18 protein-coding genes are annotated in these 15,467 nt (G+C 65.9%); 10 read left to right on the top strand and 8 right to left on the bottom strand.

Annotation, left to right across the window (positions count from 1 at the left end; genetic code table 11):
- Positions 1-185, bottom strand: a 185-nt coding sequence (locus AC5JJ6_RS18580; RefSeq protein WP_496043474.1) for a hypothetical protein, incomplete at its 3' end; no start/stop codon positions are given.
- A 22-nt stretch (positions 186-207) separates the two neighbouring features.
- On the opposite strand from AC5JJ6_RS18580, the gene tatB reads away from it, so the two are divergent.
- The 6 genes from tatB (at position 208) to AC5JJ6_RS18550 (ending at position 5,780) form a co-directional block, all read left to right on the top strand.
- Positions 208-747 carry a Sec-independent protein translocase protein TatB gene (gene tatB / locus AC5JJ6_RS18575; RefSeq protein ID WP_496043473.1) on the top strand — a complete coding sequence of 180 codons (540 nt, stop codon included), beginning with the start codon at positions 208-210 and terminating at the stop codon, positions 745-747.
- Entirely contained in the window at positions 744-1,571 is an 828-nt protein-coding gene (tatC, locus tag AC5JJ6_RS18570) for a twin-arginine translocase subunit TatC (protein ID WP_496043472.1), read from the top strand. The genes tatB and tatC overlap by 4 nt, the downstream gene beginning before the upstream one ends.
- Positions 1,572-1,665: 94 nt before the next feature.
- Positions 1,666-2,940: a serine--tRNA ligase gene (serS, locus tag AC5JJ6_RS18565; RefSeq protein WP_496043471.1), complete on the top strand. Its 1,275-nt coding sequence runs from the start codon at positions 1,666-1,668 to the stop codon at positions 2,938-2,940.
- Positions 2,933-3,715, top strand: a complete 783-nt coding sequence (gene surE, locus AC5JJ6_RS18560; protein WP_044431238.1) for a 5'/3'-nucleotidase SurE — start codon at positions 2,933-2,935, stop codon at positions 3,713-3,715. Before serS ends, surE begins: the two co-directional genes overlap by 8 nt.
- A gap of 29 nt (positions 3,716-3,744) precedes the next feature.
- Entirely contained in the window at positions 3,745-4,377 is a 633-nt protein-coding gene (locus AC5JJ6_RS18555; protein ID WP_373866616.1) for a protein-L-isoaspartate(D-aspartate) O-methyltransferase, read from the top strand.
- Positions 4,374-5,780, top strand: coding sequence for a peptidoglycan DD-metalloendopeptidase family protein (locus AC5JJ6_RS18550; protein WP_496043470.1), 1,407 nt, complete (start codon positions 4,374-4,376; stop codon positions 5,778-5,780). Before AC5JJ6_RS18555 ends, AC5JJ6_RS18550 begins: the two co-directional genes overlap by 4 nt.
- Here AC5JJ6_RS18550 and AC5JJ6_RS18545 read toward each other — a convergent pair.
- On the bottom strand, positions 5,737-6,612 hold the full coding sequence (locus tag AC5JJ6_RS18545) for an ATP-binding protein (protein ID WP_496043469.1): 876 nt from the start codon (positions 6,610-6,612) through the stop codon (positions 5,737-5,739). The genes AC5JJ6_RS18550 and AC5JJ6_RS18545 overlap by 44 nt on opposite strands.
- A 226-nt stretch (positions 6,613-6,838) precedes the next feature.
- Between AC5JJ6_RS18545 and yajC the strand changes: the two genes are divergently transcribed.
- Both yajC and AC5JJ6_RS18535 read left to right on the top strand, forming a co-directional pair.
- On the top strand, positions 6,839-7,288 hold the full coding sequence (yajC, locus tag AC5JJ6_RS18540) for a preprotein translocase subunit YajC (protein ID WP_496043468.1): 450 nt from the start codon (positions 6,839-6,841) through the stop codon (positions 7,286-7,288).
- Positions 7,289-7,357: 69 nt separating this feature from the next.
- Positions 7,358-7,732, top strand: a complete 375-nt coding sequence (locus AC5JJ6_RS18535) for an Mth938-like domain-containing protein (RefSeq protein ID WP_496043467.1) — start codon at positions 7,358-7,360, stop codon at positions 7,730-7,732.
- 74 nt (positions 7,733-7,806) lie between these two features.
- Here AC5JJ6_RS18535 and AC5JJ6_RS18530 read toward each other — a convergent pair whose 3' ends face one another.
- The 4 genes from AC5JJ6_RS18530 to hpnC all read right to left on the bottom strand — a co-directional run bounded on the left by AC5JJ6_RS18530 (position 7,807) and on the right by hpnC (position 11,545).
- On the bottom strand, positions 7,807-8,409 hold the full coding sequence (locus AC5JJ6_RS18530; protein ID WP_496043466.1) for a superoxide dismutase: 603 nt from the start codon (positions 8,407-8,409) through the stop codon (positions 7,807-7,809).
- Positions 8,410-8,475: 66 nt separating this feature from the next.
- Positions 8,476-9,801, bottom strand: coding sequence for a hydroxysqualene dehydroxylase HpnE (gene hpnE, locus AC5JJ6_RS18525; protein WP_496043465.1), 1,326 nt, complete (start codon positions 9,799-9,801; stop codon positions 8,476-8,478).
- 8 nt (positions 9,802-9,809) lie between these two features.
- Complete coding sequence (hpnD, locus tag AC5JJ6_RS18520; RefSeq protein WP_496043464.1) at positions 9,810-10,676, bottom strand: presqualene diphosphate synthase HpnD; 867 nt, start codon at positions 10,674-10,676, stop codon at positions 9,810-9,812.
- A complete protein-coding gene (gene hpnC / locus AC5JJ6_RS18515; protein WP_496043463.1) occupies positions 10,673-11,545 on the bottom strand; it encodes a squalene synthase HpnC in 873 nt (290 codons plus the stop codon). Before hpnC ends, hpnD begins: the two co-directional genes overlap by 4 nt.
- Before the next feature lie 142 nt (positions 11,546-11,687).
- On the opposite strand from hpnC, the gene AC5JJ6_RS18510 reads away from it, so the two are divergent.
- A complete protein-coding gene (locus AC5JJ6_RS18510) occupies positions 11,688-12,542 on the top strand; it encodes a phytoene/squalene synthase family protein (RefSeq protein ID WP_496043462.1) in 855 nt (284 codons plus the stop codon).
- 11 nt (positions 12,543-12,553) lie between these two features.
- On the opposite strand, the gene trmFO is transcribed toward AC5JJ6_RS18510, so the two are convergent.
- Entirely contained in the window at positions 12,554-13,909 is a 1,356-nt protein-coding gene (gene trmFO, locus AC5JJ6_RS18505; protein WP_496043461.1) for a methylenetetrahydrofolate--tRNA-(uracil(54)-C(5))-methyltransferase (FADH(2)-oxidizing) TrmFO, read from the bottom strand.
- 175 nt (positions 13,910-14,084) lie between these two features.
- Here trmFO and AC5JJ6_RS18500 point away from each other — a divergent pair, with 175 nt between their 5' ends.
- Positions 14,085-14,606, top strand: a complete 522-nt coding sequence (locus AC5JJ6_RS18500) for a DUF1499 domain-containing protein (RefSeq protein ID WP_496043460.1) — start codon at positions 14,085-14,087, stop codon at positions 14,604-14,606.
- Here AC5JJ6_RS18500 and AC5JJ6_RS18495 read toward each other — a convergent pair.
- On the bottom strand, positions 14,598-15,467 hold an 870-nt coding region (locus AC5JJ6_RS18495; protein WP_496043459.1), incomplete at its 5' end, for an ATP-binding cassette domain-containing protein. The two genes, AC5JJ6_RS18500 and AC5JJ6_RS18495, sit on opposite strands and share 9 nt — an antisense overlap.

The raw sequence follows: 15,467 nt of genomic DNA, 5'->3' as shown, positions 1-15,467 counted from the left end.
GAGGCGCCGCGCGTCGTCCAGACCCATACCGCGCCGCCGGCATCGCCGGCTGCCACGCAGCCCGTTCCGACAGGTTCGCCGACGGTGGACCACACGACCACCGTGAAGAAGGACGAGACGGCGAAGACCTGATCCCCGCCAGCGCCGTGCAGATCACCGGCCTGGACAGTCCAGGCGGCATCCACCGCAGTCCTTGGATGACCCATAATGCTTGATATTGGCTGGTCCGAAATTGCCGTCATCGTCGTCGTGGCGCTGATCGTCATAGGGCCGAAGGACCTGCCGAAGGTTTTGAAGACCATCGGTATCTGGGTTCGCAAAGCGCGCATGCTGACTCGCGACTTCCAGAACAGCGTGGACGAGATGATCCGCGAGGCCGACTTGGAAGATGTACGCCGGCAGGCGACGGAATTGCGGAACATCAACATCGGCCGCGAGGTCGAAAAGACCATCGACCCGTCCGGATCGCTGCGCGACGCCTTCGACCCGAACATTACCTCCCGCCCGCGCGACGACGGTCCGCCCAAGGATGGCGACGCGGAGGAAGAGGCGGATCGGCTGGCCCATGAAGGCGTCAAAGCTCCCGCCCTGCACGCCGCGACCGGATCGAACGGCGCTAGGCTGCCCGTTCCGGCAGCCGAGCCGCAGCTGCCCGTGACCGCCACCGACTTGAAGATTCCCGAACCCGCACAGGCGCATACACCTGCTCCGGCCGAATCACCTGACAAACGGGCGTTACCATCGTGAGCGACGACGGCCTCGACGACAGCAAGATGCCGCTGCTCGATCACCTGATCGAGTTGCGCACCCGGCTGATGTACTCAATCCTGGCGATCTTCGCCGCTTTCCTGGTCTGTTACTATTTCAGCCCGCAGATCTACGCCTTCCTGGTCCGCCCGCTTGCCAACCTGCTCGGCAACGAAGGCCGCAGGATGATCTACACGGGCCTGACGGAAGCGTTCTTCACCTACGTCAAGGTGGCGTTCTGGGCCGGCACCTTCCTGTCGTTCCCGATCATCGCGACCCAGCTCTGGATGTTCGTGGCGCCCGGCCTTTACAAGCACGAACGCAACGCCTTCCTGCCGTTCCTGATCGCGACGCCGATCCTGTTCTTCCTGGGCGGCGCCCTGGTCTACTACGCGATCTTCCCGCTCGCGTGGCAGTTCTTCCTCAGTTTCGAGCAGTTGACCCCTGGCCCCGAAGGGTTGCCGATCCAATTCGAAGCCCGCGTCGGCGAGTATCTGTCGCTGGTCATGACGCTGATCTTCGCCTTCGGCATAGCCTTCCAATTGCCGGTGCTGCTGACGCTGCTGATCCGCGCGGGGATCATCTCGTCCGCCGACCTGGCAGCCAAGCGCAAATACGCGATCGTCGGAATCCTGGTCGCGGCGGCCATCATGACTCCGCCCGACGTCATAAGTCAGATCGGCCTCGCCATACCGCTTTACATGCTCTACGAAATCTCGGTCCAGATCGGCCGCGTGATGGAAAAGCAGCGCGCCAAGCGCGAAGCGGCACAGGAGGCTGCCGACCGCGCCGGGTCGGATCGGTCACAGGGTGCGGCGGAATAACCACAGCCGGAAACTGCCGGTCCCGCTCCCCTGGACCGGAGACGTGAGGAGCTTTATAAACGACTTCCCGTAACGTCTCCGATCCAGTGGCCCAATGCACGACTTACGCCTGATTCGCGATAACCCCGACGCTTTCGACCGTGGTCTGGCGAGGCGCGGGGTATCGCCCATGGCGGGCGGAATCCTCGAACTCGATACCCGCCGCCGCGCCGCCCAGACGACCTTGCAGGAACTCCAGGCCCGCCGGAACGAGGCGTCCAAGGAGATCGGCAAGGCCAAGCGCGAAGGGCGCGACGCCGACGCCCTGATGGCCGAAGTCGCCGGGCTGAAAGACAGCCTCCAGCAGACCGAGGAGGAAGAGCGGGCATCGGGTGCTACGCTCGACAGCTATCTCGTCAGCCTGCCCAACCTGCCTGCCGAGGACGTTCCCGACGGTCCGGACGAAACGGCGAACGTCGAAATTCGCCGCGTCGGCCAACCGCCCCGGGTCGACAAGGCGCTGGAGCATTTCGATCTCGGCGAAAAGCTGGGGATGATGGACTTTACCGCCGGCGCCAAGCTGTCGGGTGCCCGGTTCACGGTGCTGCGCGGCAAGCTTGCCCGCCTGGAGCGCGCGCTCGGCCAATTCATGATCGACCTGCACATCGACGAGCACGGCTTCACCGAAGTCATCCCGCCGTTGCTGGTCCGCGATGAAGCGGCTTTCGGCACCGGCCAATTGCCGAAGTTCTCCGAAGACCTGTTCCGGACCAATACCGGTCATTGGCTGATCCCGACCGCGGAAGTGCCGCTGACCAACCTCGTCGCCGACCGCATCCTCGACCTCGAGGACTTGCCGCTCCGAATGACCGCGCTGACGCCGTGCTTCCGGTCGGAAGCCGGGGCAGCGGGGAAGGATACGCGCGGCATGATCCGCCAGCACCAGTTCTGGAAGGTCGAGATGGTCAGCGTGACCGGCCCGGACCAGTCCCAGGCCGAGCACGAGCGCATGACGGAATGTGCCGAAACGGTGCTGAAGCGGCTCGGCCTGCCGTTCCGGACCATCGTTCTGTGTACCGGCGACATGGGATTCTCGGCCCGCAAGACCTACGATATCGAAGTCTGGCTGCCGGGGCAGAACATGTACCGGGAGATTTCCAGCGTCTCCAACTGCGGCGACTTCCAGGCCCGCCGCATGAAGGCCCGTTGCCGGCCTCGTGGCGAAAAGAACACACAGTTCGTCCATACGCTCAATGGCTCGGGTGTCGCCGTCGGACGCTGCCTGATCGCGATCATGGAAAACTTTCAGCAACCTGATGGGTCCATAATCGTGCCGGAGGCTCTGCGGCCTTACATGGGTGGTCTCGACAGGATTTCTCTGGATGCTTAAAGCTCCCCTGGACGTATCGAAGGCGCGAATCCTGCTGTCGAACGACGATGGCATCCACGCTCCAGGGTTGGAAGTGCTGGAGAAGATCGCCCGGACATTGTCCGACGATGTCTGGGTGGTAGCGCCGGAGACGGAACAGTCCGGGGCAAGCCATTCGCTGACGCTTCATCGGCCGTTGCGGATGCGGCAGATGGGTGAGCGCCGGTTCGCGGTGGACGGGACCCCGACCGACTGCGTGCTTCTCGCGATCAACCACATCCTGAAGGACCGCAAGCCCGACCTGGTGCTTTCCGGCGTCAACCATGGCAGCAACCTGGGCGAGGACGTGACTTACTCCGGCACGATCGCCGCCGCGATGGAAGCGACCCTGCTCGGCGTTCCAGCCATCGCGATGAGCCAGCATCTCGATCCCGCCCAGCCGGCCCTGTGGCAGACGGCGCTGCACTGGGGGCCGGAAGTCGTTCGCAAGGCGGTTTCCGTCGGCTGGCCGCGCAACGTCCTGATGAACGTCAACTTTCCCAGCGTCGAGCCCGATCAGGCACAGGGCATCCACGTCGTCCGCCACGGCCAGCGCAAGGTCGGCGACGACCTGATCGAGCGCACCGATCCGCGCGGCCGGTCCTATTTCTGGATCGGCACCCTGCGGGGCGAGGCCGACACCCTGCCGGATACCGATATCGGCGTGGTGCTGGAAAAGGGGATCGCCGTGACCCCGCTGTTCCTCGATCTGACCCATACCCCGACGCTGGAGACCTTGCGGACGGTGTTCGCTTGACCATCGACGCGCGCAAGATCCGCCTCATCATGCAGCTCCGGCGGTCCGGAGTGACCGATACGGCCGTGCTGGCCGTGATCGAGCGGCTTCCGCGCGAACTTTTCGTCCCGCGCTCTTTCCTCGACCAGGCTTACGAGGACATGGCGTTGCCGATCGGCTCCGGCCAGACGATCAGCCAGCCGCTGGTGGTTGCGATGATGACCCAGGCGCTCGGACTTCACGACCGCCAGAAGGTGCTGGAGATCGGCACAGGGTCCGGATATCAGGCGGCCGTACTGTCCAGGCTGGTCCGCCGCGTCTATACGATCGAGCGCCACCGTGCGCTGCTGCACGAGGCCGAGGGCCGCTTCGCCCAGCTCGGCTTCCACAACATCACGACGCGGGCAGGGGATGGCACCAAGGGGTGGCCCGAGCAAGCGCCCTTCGACCGCATCCTGGTCACGGCCGCGGCTGACGGCGACATCCCGAAGACCTTGACCGACCAGCTCGCCCTGGGAGGAGTCATGGTCGCTCCCCTGGGGAATGACCGGCGAGATCAGCGTGTTTATCGAATACGCCGTACCGAAACCGGTCTGGAAAGGGAAGAACTGTGGCCCGTCCGATTCGTTCCTCTGCTACCCGAGCCTGTCGTGGTTCCGGTAGCTCGGGCGCGCTCATTATGAAATCCACGGCCACAGTCGGCCGGTGCGCGCTGCTGGTACTGGCAGTTGCGGCGGTGACGTCGTGCACCCGCACCAACGCGCCGGCTCCGGTTTCCGTCTACACCGAGCAGCCAACCCCGTCGGCTCCGGGCATGATCACCGTCGGGCGCGGCGATACCGTCTATGAACTGGCAAAGCGCTACAACGTCCCAATGCGCGAGGTGATCGAGCTGAACCGGCTGGCGCCGCCTTACGGGCTGACGGTCGGGCAGCGTCTCAAGCTTCCGACCGCGCGGTTCTACACGGTGCAGCGTGGCGACACGATGTACGGCATCTCGCGGATGCATCAGGTCGGTATGAGCGAACTGGCCCGCGCCAACGGGCTTCAGGAGCCCTATGCGATCCGGGTCGGCCAGCAGCTTCAGCTTCCCGGCGCGAACTTGCCGGATACGCAACTGGCCGAGAACTCCAGGGCGGGTTTGCCGGCCCGGACGGCCGCCGCGAGACCAGTGGTGACTGCCGAAGCCTTGCCCGAAGCGGTGCAGCCGCCGTCGCCACAGGCTGCTGCACCGCAGAGCGGCGCTCCGGCAGCGGCCCAGCAGGACCCGTCGCTTCCGGCTTACCAGCCCCGGCGCGGCTTCGGCATGGCTCAGTCCGGAGCGCCGCCCACACCGGCCCCGGTCTATGAGCCGGCGCCGGTTCCATTCGCCGCACCGGTCGAAGCCGCACGTGCGCCGCAGCCATCCGTTCCGCCGGCCGTCAGTCCACCGGCCAGCAGCCAAGTGGCTGCACTGCCGCAACCTCCGGCCAGCACCCCGCCGGTTCCGCATCCCATTCCGAAGGTTCCGCCGCGTCCGGCCCCGGCCGCGCAGGCGCCACAAGCTGAACCGGCTCCCGCGGCAACACCGGTTCCCGTACCCACTCCCCCTCCGCCTGCTTCGGCGGAAGTGGCTGCCGCGAAGCCTCCCGCGATCGAGGCACCTGAGCCGCGCGGCGGCAGCCGTTTTCTGTGGCCGGTTCGCGGGGCGATCCTGTCGGATTACGGCCCGAAGCCCGGCGGGCTGCACAACGACGGCATCAACATCAGCGCCTCGCGCGGTGCATCCGTCGTGGCGGCCGATAACGGTGTCGTGGCCTATGCGGGCAACGAGTTGCGCGGCTTCGGCAATCTACTCCTGATCCGCCACGCCGACGGCTGGATGACGGCCTATGCCCATCTGGACGACATGCTGGTGGAGCGCGGCGCCAAGGTTTCGCGCGGGCAGAAGATCGGCACGGTCGGCAGCACCGGCAACGTTTCCTCGCCTCAGCTCCATTTCGAGGTCCGCCGGGGCAATCGCGCGATCGATCCGCGCGATCACCTCGGATCGGAGAAACGCGTCAGTCGAGACGCTTTCCAAGACGGCCGGCCAAGTCCTGGATGAACTGCCACGCGACGCGGCCCGACCGGCTGCCGCGCGTCATCGACCATTCGATCGCTTCGGCTCTCAACTGCGCCTGCGGGATATCGAGGCCGAAGCGGGCGGCATAGCCCTCGATCATCGCGAAGAAAGTCTGCTGGTCGCAGTTGTGGAACCCAAGCCATAGGCCGAAGCGGTCGGACAGCGACACCTTCTCCTCGACCGACTCGTGGGGATTGATCGCGGTCGAGCGCTCGTTCTCGATCATGTCGCGGGACATCAGGTGCCGCCGGTTCGACGTGGCGTAGAAGACCACGTTGTCCGGACGTCCCTCGATCCCGCCGTCCAGCACCGCCTTCAGCGACTTATAGGCGGCATCGTCGTTGTCGAACGACAGGTCGTCGCAGAACAGGACGAAGCGGCGCTTGGTCGTGCGCAGCAGGTTCAGCAGCTCCGGCAACGACGGAATGTCTTCGCGGTGGATCTCGACCAGCACCAGCACGCCGGGCAGCTTCGCCGCAACCTCGGCATGGATCGCCTTGACCAGCGAACTCTTGCCCATGCCGCGGGCGCCCCACAGCAGGGCGTTGTTCGCCGGCAGACCCTCGGCGAACCGCCGGGTATTCTCCAGCAGGGTGTCGCGCTGCTGGATCACGCCCTGAAGCAGCGGCAAGTCGACCCTGTTGACGTTCGGCACCGGAATCAGGCGGCTTCCCTCGGCATGCCAGGTGAAGGCGTCGGCCGCTTCGAAGTCCGGAACCGGAGCCGGCGGCGGCGCCAGACGGTCGAGCGCATCGGCGATTCTGGCGAGCAGGATGGGGAGAGATTGATCGGTATTGTCGGAAGCTGTTTGCACGGACCGGGAACCTGACTACATATGCGGTAGAAGCGGAACCCGGTCATCAGCGAGATCGGGCCGCACGGGCCGTAGACCCTAGCATAGCTCGGGCGCAGCACAAGATGGGCGTAGGGCTCCGGCGGACCACCGGCCATCCGTTCGTTTGTGCCGGTTTCGATTGCAACACCGGCGCGGGCCGTTATAGTCCCGCGGTCCGCTAAGAACAAAGTGAGAGGAGCACCGGATGTTCGTATCAACGGCCTACGCGCAGGCCGCGGACGGTGCGGGGGGAGCGGCAGGTCTTATGTCGTTTCTGCCGCTTGTCCTGATCTTCGTCGTCTTCTATTTCCTGCTGATCCGTCCGCAGCAAAAGAAGCTCAAAGAACACAAGGGTATGCTCGAGGCATTGCGCCGTGGTGACCGCGTCGTCACCGGTGGCGGCATCATCGGCACGATCACCAAGGTCGGCGCCGATGACGAACTTGTGGTCGAAATCGCCGAAGGCGTCCGCGTCCGCGTGCTCCGTTCCACCATCAACCTGGTGCTGGCGAAGACCGAGCCCGCCAAGGGCGGCCGGACGGTGACGACGGCGGACGACAAGGATGCTCCGGCAGCCGATGCCGTGGTCGATCCGGCGCAGGACAATGCCGCAGCGCCCTCGCGCGGCATTGGCAAGATGTTCGGCCGTAAGTAATGACAGTCGGGCAGGGACGACCGGTCGTCCGGACGTTCCTGCCAGCTCTGATCGAATTCGAAGGCTATCATGGACGTAACGCCGCTGATCCCCGCCGACCGGCAGGTGATCGACTCCTACGGCCCAGGTATCTTCCGGGTCAGCGGGACTTTGTACGAAGGCCCGCTCCTGGTATTCCCCGACCGGACGCAGTCGTGGAAGGCCACTACCTTCACGGAACTGACGCTCCAGAGCTTCGATTTCGTCCGCGCCGCCGAACCGGCGGTGGAGATCCTGCTGCTCGGCTCCGGCCCCAAGATGGGACTGCTGCCCTCGAAACTCCGCCGTGAGCTGCGGGAGGCCGGCATCGTGGTCGACGTGATGGAAACCGGCGCCGCATGCCGGACCTACAACGTCCTGCTGTCGGAAGAGCGCCGCGTCGCCGCGGCGCTGCTCCCCGTCTGAGGATCGTTTCTCCTCAAGACGCACAAATAAAAAAGGGGTCCCGAAGGACCCCTTTTCCGTGACCGGAAGATAGGTCAAGAAGCCTTGCTGTACAGCTCGGCCACGTATTCCCAGTTCACCATGTTCTCCAGGAACGCCTTCAGGTAGTCCGGACGGCGGTTCTGGTAGTCCAGGTAGTAGGAGTGCTCCCACACGTCGCAGCCCAGGATCGGGGTCTGGCCGTGGACGAGCGGGTTCTCGCCGTTGGGGGTCTTGGTGACCTTCAGCTTGCCGCCATCGACCACCAGCCACGCCCAGCCGCTGCCGAATTGCGTGATGCCGGCCTGGGTGAAGGCCTCCTTGAACTGATCGACGCCGCCGAGATCTTCCTTGATCTTGGCTTCCAGTTCGCCCGGGATGGCCCCGCCGCCATTCTTGCGCATGACCTGCCAGAACAGGATATGGTTCCAGTGCTGGCCGGCGTTGTTGAAGATGGTCTGCTTGGAGGCGTCGCCGTAGGTGGCCTTGACGATCTCCTCAAGCGACTTGTCCGCCAGCGGCGTGTCCTTGGTCAGGTTGTTCAGGGCCGTCACATAGGCCTGATGGTGCTTGTCGTGGTGGAACTGCAACGTCTGCTCGGACATGTACGGATTGAGAGCATCGTACGCATACGGCAGGGGGGGAAGTTCGAAGGCCATCGGTTCCTCGCTTTTGTTATCGGTACAGACGCCGCGGCAGAGAACGCGCGACGATCTGGCGTGAGGCTACGCCTGTTGAGATATGTCGAGCGAGCTTCGTTGTGAAGCCCGCATCTCATCCCGGCTCAGCGTTTCGGCCGATCCTGATAATAACAGCAAATCCGCCGCCTTGTTTCCTGATCTAATCGCACCTTCGATCGTGGCGGGGAGGCCGGTTGCCGTCCAATCGCCCGCCAGATGGAGGTTCCCGAGCGCCGTCCGCGTCTCCGGGCGCTTCGCCGATTCGGCTGGAGTCTGGCGGAAGGTGGCGCGTTTCTCCTTGATGATCCGGGCGGCCGGCATGGGACCAGGCAGGGCGCAGGCCCGTGCCACGTCGCGCCAGATCAGATCGGCCAGATCGTCGGCGGTCCGGTCGATCAGCCGGTCGGCAGCGCTGACGGTCACCGAAATTACGTCGTCGCGGGCGAACAGCCACTCGGCCGTTCCGCCGACGAGCCCCAGGAACATCTGGCCACCGGGGAGTACTGCGGGGCGGTCCAGACGGTAATGGGCATTGAGGATCGCCGTGCTGCCGCCGGGGACGGGAAGGCCGGGAAGCAGTTCGGAAGCGGCCGCCGGGGGCAGGGCCAGCACCACGTCGTCATCATGTCCGATTTCCACCCTCTCTCCGGCGAATTCCAGTGCCGTGACGCGGGCGTTCTGAACCCGCAATTCCCGCAGGCGCGCCTTCAGTCGGACCGTTCCGCCGTTCTCCTCCACGAAGCGGACTGACGGATCGACGAAAGTATCGGACAGGCCGCGCGCCGCGATGAAAGGCCGGCAGGCGGCGCCGCCCTTCATGAAGGTCTCCGCGACGACCGCGCCCATCAGCCGGGCGGAGCCGAGGGCAGGGTCGATGTTGAGAGCCGCGACCGCCAGCGGCTCCCACAGGCGCTTGTAGAGCACGGACCGGGTGTCCAGGCACTCCGCTACCGTGTCATCGGGACGTGTCCGCAGCAGTTTCAGCAGCCCGAGATAATCGCGCCAGCCGGTACCGGGTACCCGCCGCGACGGCACCAGCATCCACCACGGGACGGGGCCGAGGTTTGGCCGCAGGGTCCAGCTTTCGCCGGTCGAAAGATCCATGAAGGGGAAGGCGACCGGGTCGGCTCCGATCAGCCTGTCCCTGGCACCGATCCGGTCGAGCAGACCGAATACGCCGGTGTTGCCGCCCAGCAGCAGGTGATTGCCGTTGTCGATCGGGCGGTCCAGAACGGCGTCATGGAGCGACCGGCAGCGGCCGCCGGCCTGCCCCGCGGACTCGTAAACCACGACCCGGCGGCCGGCAGCCGCCAGACGGACGGCTGCGGCCAAACCGGCCATGCCGGCGCCGACGATATGAACCGTTGTCATTGCGGCACTCAACTCTGCGGAGGACGTCCGACAAGGCAGCGCAGGGTCACCCAAGCCTTTTCGGATTTGGGCAGGCGCGGACGCCTGCCGAGGTCCGCCCATCCGCGTGCACGCAGGTGCTTCAAGGTGCGGCGGTACAGCAGCATCATCGCTCGGGCGGTCCAAAGCCGGCGGCGCGGCCAGCGCGCCAGCAGGCGTTCCGCATCCGCAAAGCGGGCCTCGGCCATATCGGCTAGGGCATCGCAGACCTTGGGCAGGGCAGGGTGGCGAAGCACCTCGGCGGGATCGCTGGCGACGATGCCGGCCCGCACCAGCAGTTCCCGCGGCAAGTAAAGCCGGCCAAGCTGGGCGTCTTCCTCCAGGTCGCGCAGGATGTTGGTCATCTGCAGGGCATCGCCCAGCGCCAGGGCCAGTGCCTCCGTCTCGTCGTCGGCACGGTCGAACACCCGGATGGCCAGCAGCCCGACGGCGCCGGCCACGCGCCGGCAATAGACCTTGAAGGTGTCCAGCGGCGGCGCCCGCAAGGGTGTGCCGAGGTCCATCGCCATGCCGTCGATCACGGCTTCCAGCTCGGCCCGCGGCAGGTGGTAGCGGGCGATCGCGTCGGCCAGCCCGACGGCGACCGGGGTGGATGGAGCGCCGCCCATATAGAGCGACCTGATCTGTTCGCGCCAGCCCGCGAGGGCGGTGCGCTTTTCCTCGATCGTGCCCGGTTCGTCCACGATATCGTCGACCTGCCGGCAGAAGGCGTAGATGGCGAACATGGCGGTACGCTTCGGCTTGGGCAGCAGCAGCATAGGCCAGAAGAAGGTGCTTCCGGACCGGCCGGTGATTTCACCGGGACCGGCGGCGGAGGCGGCAGGCGCGGAAGTCATCTTATGCTGAGTCCCGCTGCGATGCCCTGGACGGTAGCCATGACGCGCGCCGTCGGCGACAGGCGGACCCGGCGTGCCAGAGGGTCCTGCCGCCGCAATTTCCGCGAGAGCGAGCGGGCGAGGCTGAGGATCACCGCCGATTCCAGCCGCAGCCCCTTGTGCCTGACCATGCTCGGCAGCGGCGCCGCACGTTCGAGCAGCGCATCGACCTGATCCAGCGTGCGGTCCAGGATGGCGCGCAACTGTTCGTTGGAGCTTCGCTCGACCAGCCGTTCCACGCTGACCTTCGACTGTTCGAACCAGATGCGCGGGATATAGCAGCGGCCCAGATCCACCCAGTCGTCGCGGCAATCCTGGAGGTGGTTGAGGATCTGGAGCGCCGCGCACAGCGCGTCCGAAGGCCCGACCGCCTTGTGCCCCTCGCCGTGGAGCGCCAGCAGGTAGCGACCCACCGGCGCCGCCGAATAGCGGCAATAGAGCATCAGGTCGCTCCAGGTCCGGCACGGCGTGTTCTTGGCGTCGCGCCGGAAGGCCTGGAGGACCTGCCGTGCGTGGGTATCGGGCAGGCCGGTCAGCCGCAGGCTGGCGTGGAGGTCGAGCGCCGGCTGAAGGTAGGCGCTATGGGCTTCGCCCTTCATCAGGGCGCGCTCCAGCGCGTCGAGATGGCTGAGCTTCAGTTCCGGTTCCAGATCGGGGTCGTCCGCGATGTCGTCGGCGAGGCGAACGAACTTGTAGTACGCCATCACGTGCGGACGCAGCCGTTTCGGAAGCAGCCGGGACGCTACCGGGAAGTTCTCGCCGCTGGAGTCCTTCCGTGCGGCGGGCTCGGCGTTGCCTGTGTCGGGCGGTGCGATGTTGAACTCGGCCATTGGTTTCCGCGAAAAGCGAGGTCAGGCTTAAAGGTCTGGCCGATCAGCCACGCGAGGCCAATATGTCATGGCGCCAGAGGTCCACTATAGAGCATGTTGGCACTGGTTTCTCTCGTCACTATGCGGCGTCCCCCGAAATTTCATGGCTAACTCCGAAGCGGCCCTGTCCTACTGCGGGCAGGAAGTCCGAAAATACGACAAAGACCGATTCCTCACGGCGCTGTTCGCTCCAGCCGACCGGCGCGAGGCGTTGTTCGCGCTTTACGCCTTCAACCTGGAAATCGCCAAGACCAGGGAAGTGGTGACCGAACCGGTCCTTGGCCAGATCCGGCTGCAATGGTGGCACGACGCGATAGGCGAAGCCTATGACGGAACGCCCCGCCGCCACGAGGTCCTGCTGCCCCTGGCGCAGGCGATCCGGGAGTTCGGCCTGACGCGCGGTCACTTCGAAAAACTGATCGACGCGCGCGAGGCGGATCTGACCGACGAGCCGCCGGCCGACGCGACCTGCCTTATCAGCTACGCGGAGGTCACCGGTGTCCCGCTGGTGCTTCTGGCGCTGGAGATCCTGGGCGTTTCCGGCAACGCCGCCGCCAATGAGGCTGCGCGTCACGTCGGCATCGCTTGGGCTTTGACGGGTCTGCTGCGGGCGATCCCGTTCCACGCGCGCAGCCACCGGCTCTACATGCCGAAGGACTCGCTGGCGCGGCACGACGTCGCCGAGGGCCGTCTGTTCGACCTGAAGCCGCCGGAGGGCCTGAAGGCCGTCGTCGGCGAAGTCGCCGATCTGGCGAGGGGCCACCTGCGCGAAGCGCGGGCCTTGCGCCGCGACGTGCCGCGCGCCGCCAATCCTGCCCTGCTGATCGCCTCCATCGCCGACACCTATCTGGGCGTGATCGCGAAACAGGGAAACGACGTGTTCGCGCCAAAGGTGTTGATGCCCAACCCGTTCAGGCAGGTCCGGCTGGGACTGCGGGCGATGACAGGGCGGTACTGAACGACGGGCTGTCAGGCGGCTTGCGACTGCCTGCCCAGCCAGCCGTCGAGATCGGCCAGCGCCCGCCGCGTATAGGCCAACTTGCGGTCGCGGCCCTTGATCTTGCCGTCCAGGTCGGGGAACAGGCCGAAATTGACGTTCATCGGCTGGAAGGTCTCGGCCTCCGCCCCGCCGGTGATGTGGTTCAGCAGCGCGCCGAGCGCCGTAGTCGGGGGAGGGCTGACGGATGGCTGCCCCACCCGCTCGGCCGCCGCGAACCGGCCCGTCAGCAGGCCGATGGCTGCGGATTCCACGTAGCCCTCCACGCCGGTCACCTGACCGGCGAAGCGCAGGCGCGGCATCGCCTTCAGGCGCAACTCATTGTCCAGCAGCTTCGGGCTGTTCAGGAAGGTATTGCGGTGCATGCCGCCGAGCCTGGCGAACTCGGCGTTCTCCAGGCCGGGGATCATGCGGAACACCCGGGTCTGGTCCGCGTACTTCATCTTGGTCTGGAAGCCGACCAGATTGTAGAGCGTGCCCAGGGCATTGTCCTGGCGCAACTGGACGATGGCGTGCGAACGCGCGCCGGTATGCGGGTTGGTCAAGCCGACCGGCTTCATCGGGCCGTACCGCAAGGTGTCGATGCCGCGCGACGCCATGACCTCGATCGGCAGGCAGCCTTCGAAATAGGGGGTGTTCTTCTCCCACTCCTTGAAGTCGGTCTTGGGCGCGTCGATCAGCGCCTGGATGAACGCGGTGTACTGGTCCCTGTCCATCGCGCAGTTGATGTAGTCCTTGCCTGTACCGCCCGGACCCGGCTTGTCGTAGCGCGACTGAAACCACGCCTTGGACAGGTCGATGCTTTCCGTATAGACGATCGGCGCGATCGCATCGAAGAAGGCGAGGCTTTCCTCACCCGTCAATTCCCGTACCGCTTCGGCCAGCGCCGGCGACGTCAGCGGACCGGTCGCGACGATGACGCTGTCCCAGTCCTCCGGCGGAAGTCCCGCGACTTCCTCCCGCACCAGGGTAATCAGGGGGTGCCGGGCGATGGTATCGGAAACCGCAGCGGAAAACGCATCGCGGTCCACCGCCAGCGCGCCTCCCGCCGGTACCTTGTGGGCATCGGCGCAGCGCAGGATCAGGCTGTCGCAGCGGCGCATCTCCTCGTGCAGCAATCCTACCGCATTGTACTCGGCGTCGTCGGAGCGGAAGGAGTTCGAGCAAACCATCTCTGCCAGACCTTCGGTCTGGTGCGCCTCCGTCTTGCGGACGGGCCGCATCTCGTGCAGGACGACCGGCACGCCGGCCGAGGCGATCTGCCAGGCTGCTTCGCTGCCGGCGAGACCGCCGCCGATGACATGGATGGGCAGGGGTGATGTGCTCATGGGAACATTTGCCTTCGGAAAATCAGACCGTGCAGATGGGCCATTCGGCGCGGAAAGGCAAGGCGCGATAGAGGCAGCACCCATCAAAGAGCGCTTGCGGAAGGCGGTGCTTCCCGATCAAGGTGCCTGCCCGATCCGCGTACGGACGCGCGGCTTTCAAGACCGGAGTTACCCTATGGTAAAACGCCTCGCAACCGCCGTTTTGGCATTGGTCCTGCTGGCTGCCGCAGGCTGGTACGGCTGGCAGCTCGGCCCCTGGGCCGACGCGGCGACGGGCGAGTACGGCGTACCGGTCGACTTCGCCAGCCTTGAACGGAAAGCGTCACCCAACCAGTACCTCGTCGCCCCCGGTGGACTGACGCCGCGCGCCGAGCCAGATGCGGAAAGCTCCGTCTTCTCCGTACCGCCCGACCGCCTGCGCGACGCCTTCCTTGCCGTCGTTGCCGAAGCGCCACGTACGAAACTGCTGAGCCGGTCGGCCGACGGCCTGCACCTGACCCTGGTCCAGCGCACGGCGCTTCTGCGGTTCCCAGACTATATCGACGTGTCGATCCAGCCCGCTCCCGGCGGAAATGGCGAAGGCTCGACCATCGCCGTCTACAGCCGTTCCCGCTTCGGCTATTCCGACCTGGGCGTCAACCGGAAGCGGGTGGAGGACTGGATGGCGGCCCTGGAAACCAAGGCCGCATCACGCTGACTTGCGCGTCTTCCGCTTGGGCGCCGCGACCGCCGCCGGCAGGTAGGGCGCCAGATAGCGGCCGGTGTAGCTTCTCGGCTCCTCGACCACGCGCTCCGGCGGTCCCTCGGCGACGATCTCTCCGCCGCCGGTGCCGCCTTCCGGCCCGAGATCGATGATCCAGTCGGCTGTCTTGATGACTTCCAGGTTATGCTCGATCACGACGACGGTATTGCCCTGATCGACCAGCGCGTGGAGCACCTCCAGCAACTTGCGGACATCCTCGAAATGCAGGCCGGTGGTCGGCTCGTCCAGGATATACAGCGTCCGCCCGGTCGCACGCCGGCTCAGCTCCTTCGCCAGCTTGACGCGCTGGGCCTCGCCGCCGGACAGAGTCGTGGCGGCCTGACCGACATGAATGTAGCCGAGGCCGACCCGCTCCAGCGTCTGCATCTTGTCGCGGATCGACGGGACGGCCTTGAAGAACTCGGCGCCCTCTTCCACGGTCATGTCGAGCACGTCGGCGATGCTCTTGTCGCGGTACAGGATCTCCAGCGTTTCGCGGTTGTACCGCTTGCCGTGGCAGACGTCGCAGGTGACGTAGACGTCGGGCAGGAAGTGCATTTCGATCTTCAGGACGCCATCGCCCTGGCACGCCTCGCACCGCCCGCCCTTGACGTTGAACGAGAACCGGCCCGGACCGTAGCCCCGCGCCTTCGCCTCCGGCAGGCCGGAGAACCAGTCGCGGATCGGGGTGAAGGCGCCGGTGTAGGTCGCCGGGTTGGAACGCGGCGTCCGGCCGATCGGCGACTGGTCGATATCGATCACCTTGTCCAGGTGCTCGATGCCGTTGATCGCGTCGTGTTCCGCCGGGTGCTCCCG

This window comes from Skermanella sp. (assembly GCF_059503625.1).
This window is presented reverse-complemented; position numbering and strand designations above follow the sequence as displayed.

Excerpts from the sequence above, each read along its gene's own strand:
- hpnC (WP_496043463.1), bottom strand. The coding sequence starts at position 11,545 with ATGGCCGAGTTCAACATCGCACCGCCCGACACAGGCAACGCCGAGCCC.
- surE (WP_044431238.1), top strand. The coding sequence starts at position 2,933 with ATGCTTAAAGCTCCCCTGGACGTATCGAAGGCGCGAATCCTGCTGTCG.
- yajC (WP_496043468.1), top strand. The coding sequence starts at position 6,839 with ATGTTCGTATCAACGGCCTACGCGCAGGCCGCGGACGGTGCGGGGGGA.
- AC5JJ6_RS18500 (WP_496043460.1), top strand. The coding sequence starts at position 14,085 with ATGGTAAAACGCCTCGCAACCGCCGTTTTGGCATTGGTCCTGCTGGCT.
- AC5JJ6_RS18530 (WP_496043466.1), bottom strand. The coding sequence starts at position 8,409 with ATGGCCTTCGAACTTCCCCCCCTGCCGTATGCGTACGATGCTCTCAAT.
- AC5JJ6_RS18555 (WP_373866616.1), top strand. The coding sequence starts at position 3,745 with ATGCAGCTCCGGCGGTCCGGAGTGACCGATACGGCCGTGCTGGCCGTG.
- hpnD (WP_496043464.1), bottom strand. The coding sequence starts at position 10,676 with ATGACTTCCGCGCCTGCCGCCTCCGCCGCCGGTCCCGGTGAAATCACC.
- AC5JJ6_RS18510 (WP_496043462.1), top strand. The coding sequence starts at position 11,688 with ATGGCTAACTCCGAAGCGGCCCTGTCCTACTGCGGGCAGGAAGTCCGA.
- AC5JJ6_RS18535 (WP_496043467.1), top strand. The coding sequence starts at position 7,358 with ATGGACGTAACGCCGCTGATCCCCGCCGACCGGCAGGTGATCGACTCC.
- tatB (WP_496043473.1), top strand. The coding sequence starts at position 208 with ATGCTTGATATTGGCTGGTCCGAAATTGCCGTCATCGTCGTCGTGGCG.
- hpnE (WP_496043465.1), bottom strand. The coding sequence starts at position 9,801 with ATGACAACGGTTCATATCGTCGGCGCCGGCATGGCCGGTTTGGCCGCA.
- serS (WP_496043471.1), top strand. The coding sequence starts at position 1,666 with ATGCACGACTTACGCCTGATTCGCGATAACCCCGACGCTTTCGACCGT.
- trmFO (WP_496043461.1), bottom strand. The coding sequence starts at position 13,909 with ATGAGCACATCACCCCTGCCCATCCATGTCATCGGCGGCGGTCTCGCC.
- AC5JJ6_RS18550 (WP_496043470.1), top strand. The coding sequence starts at position 4,374 with ATGAAATCCACGGCCACAGTCGGCCGGTGCGCGCTGCTGGTACTGGCA.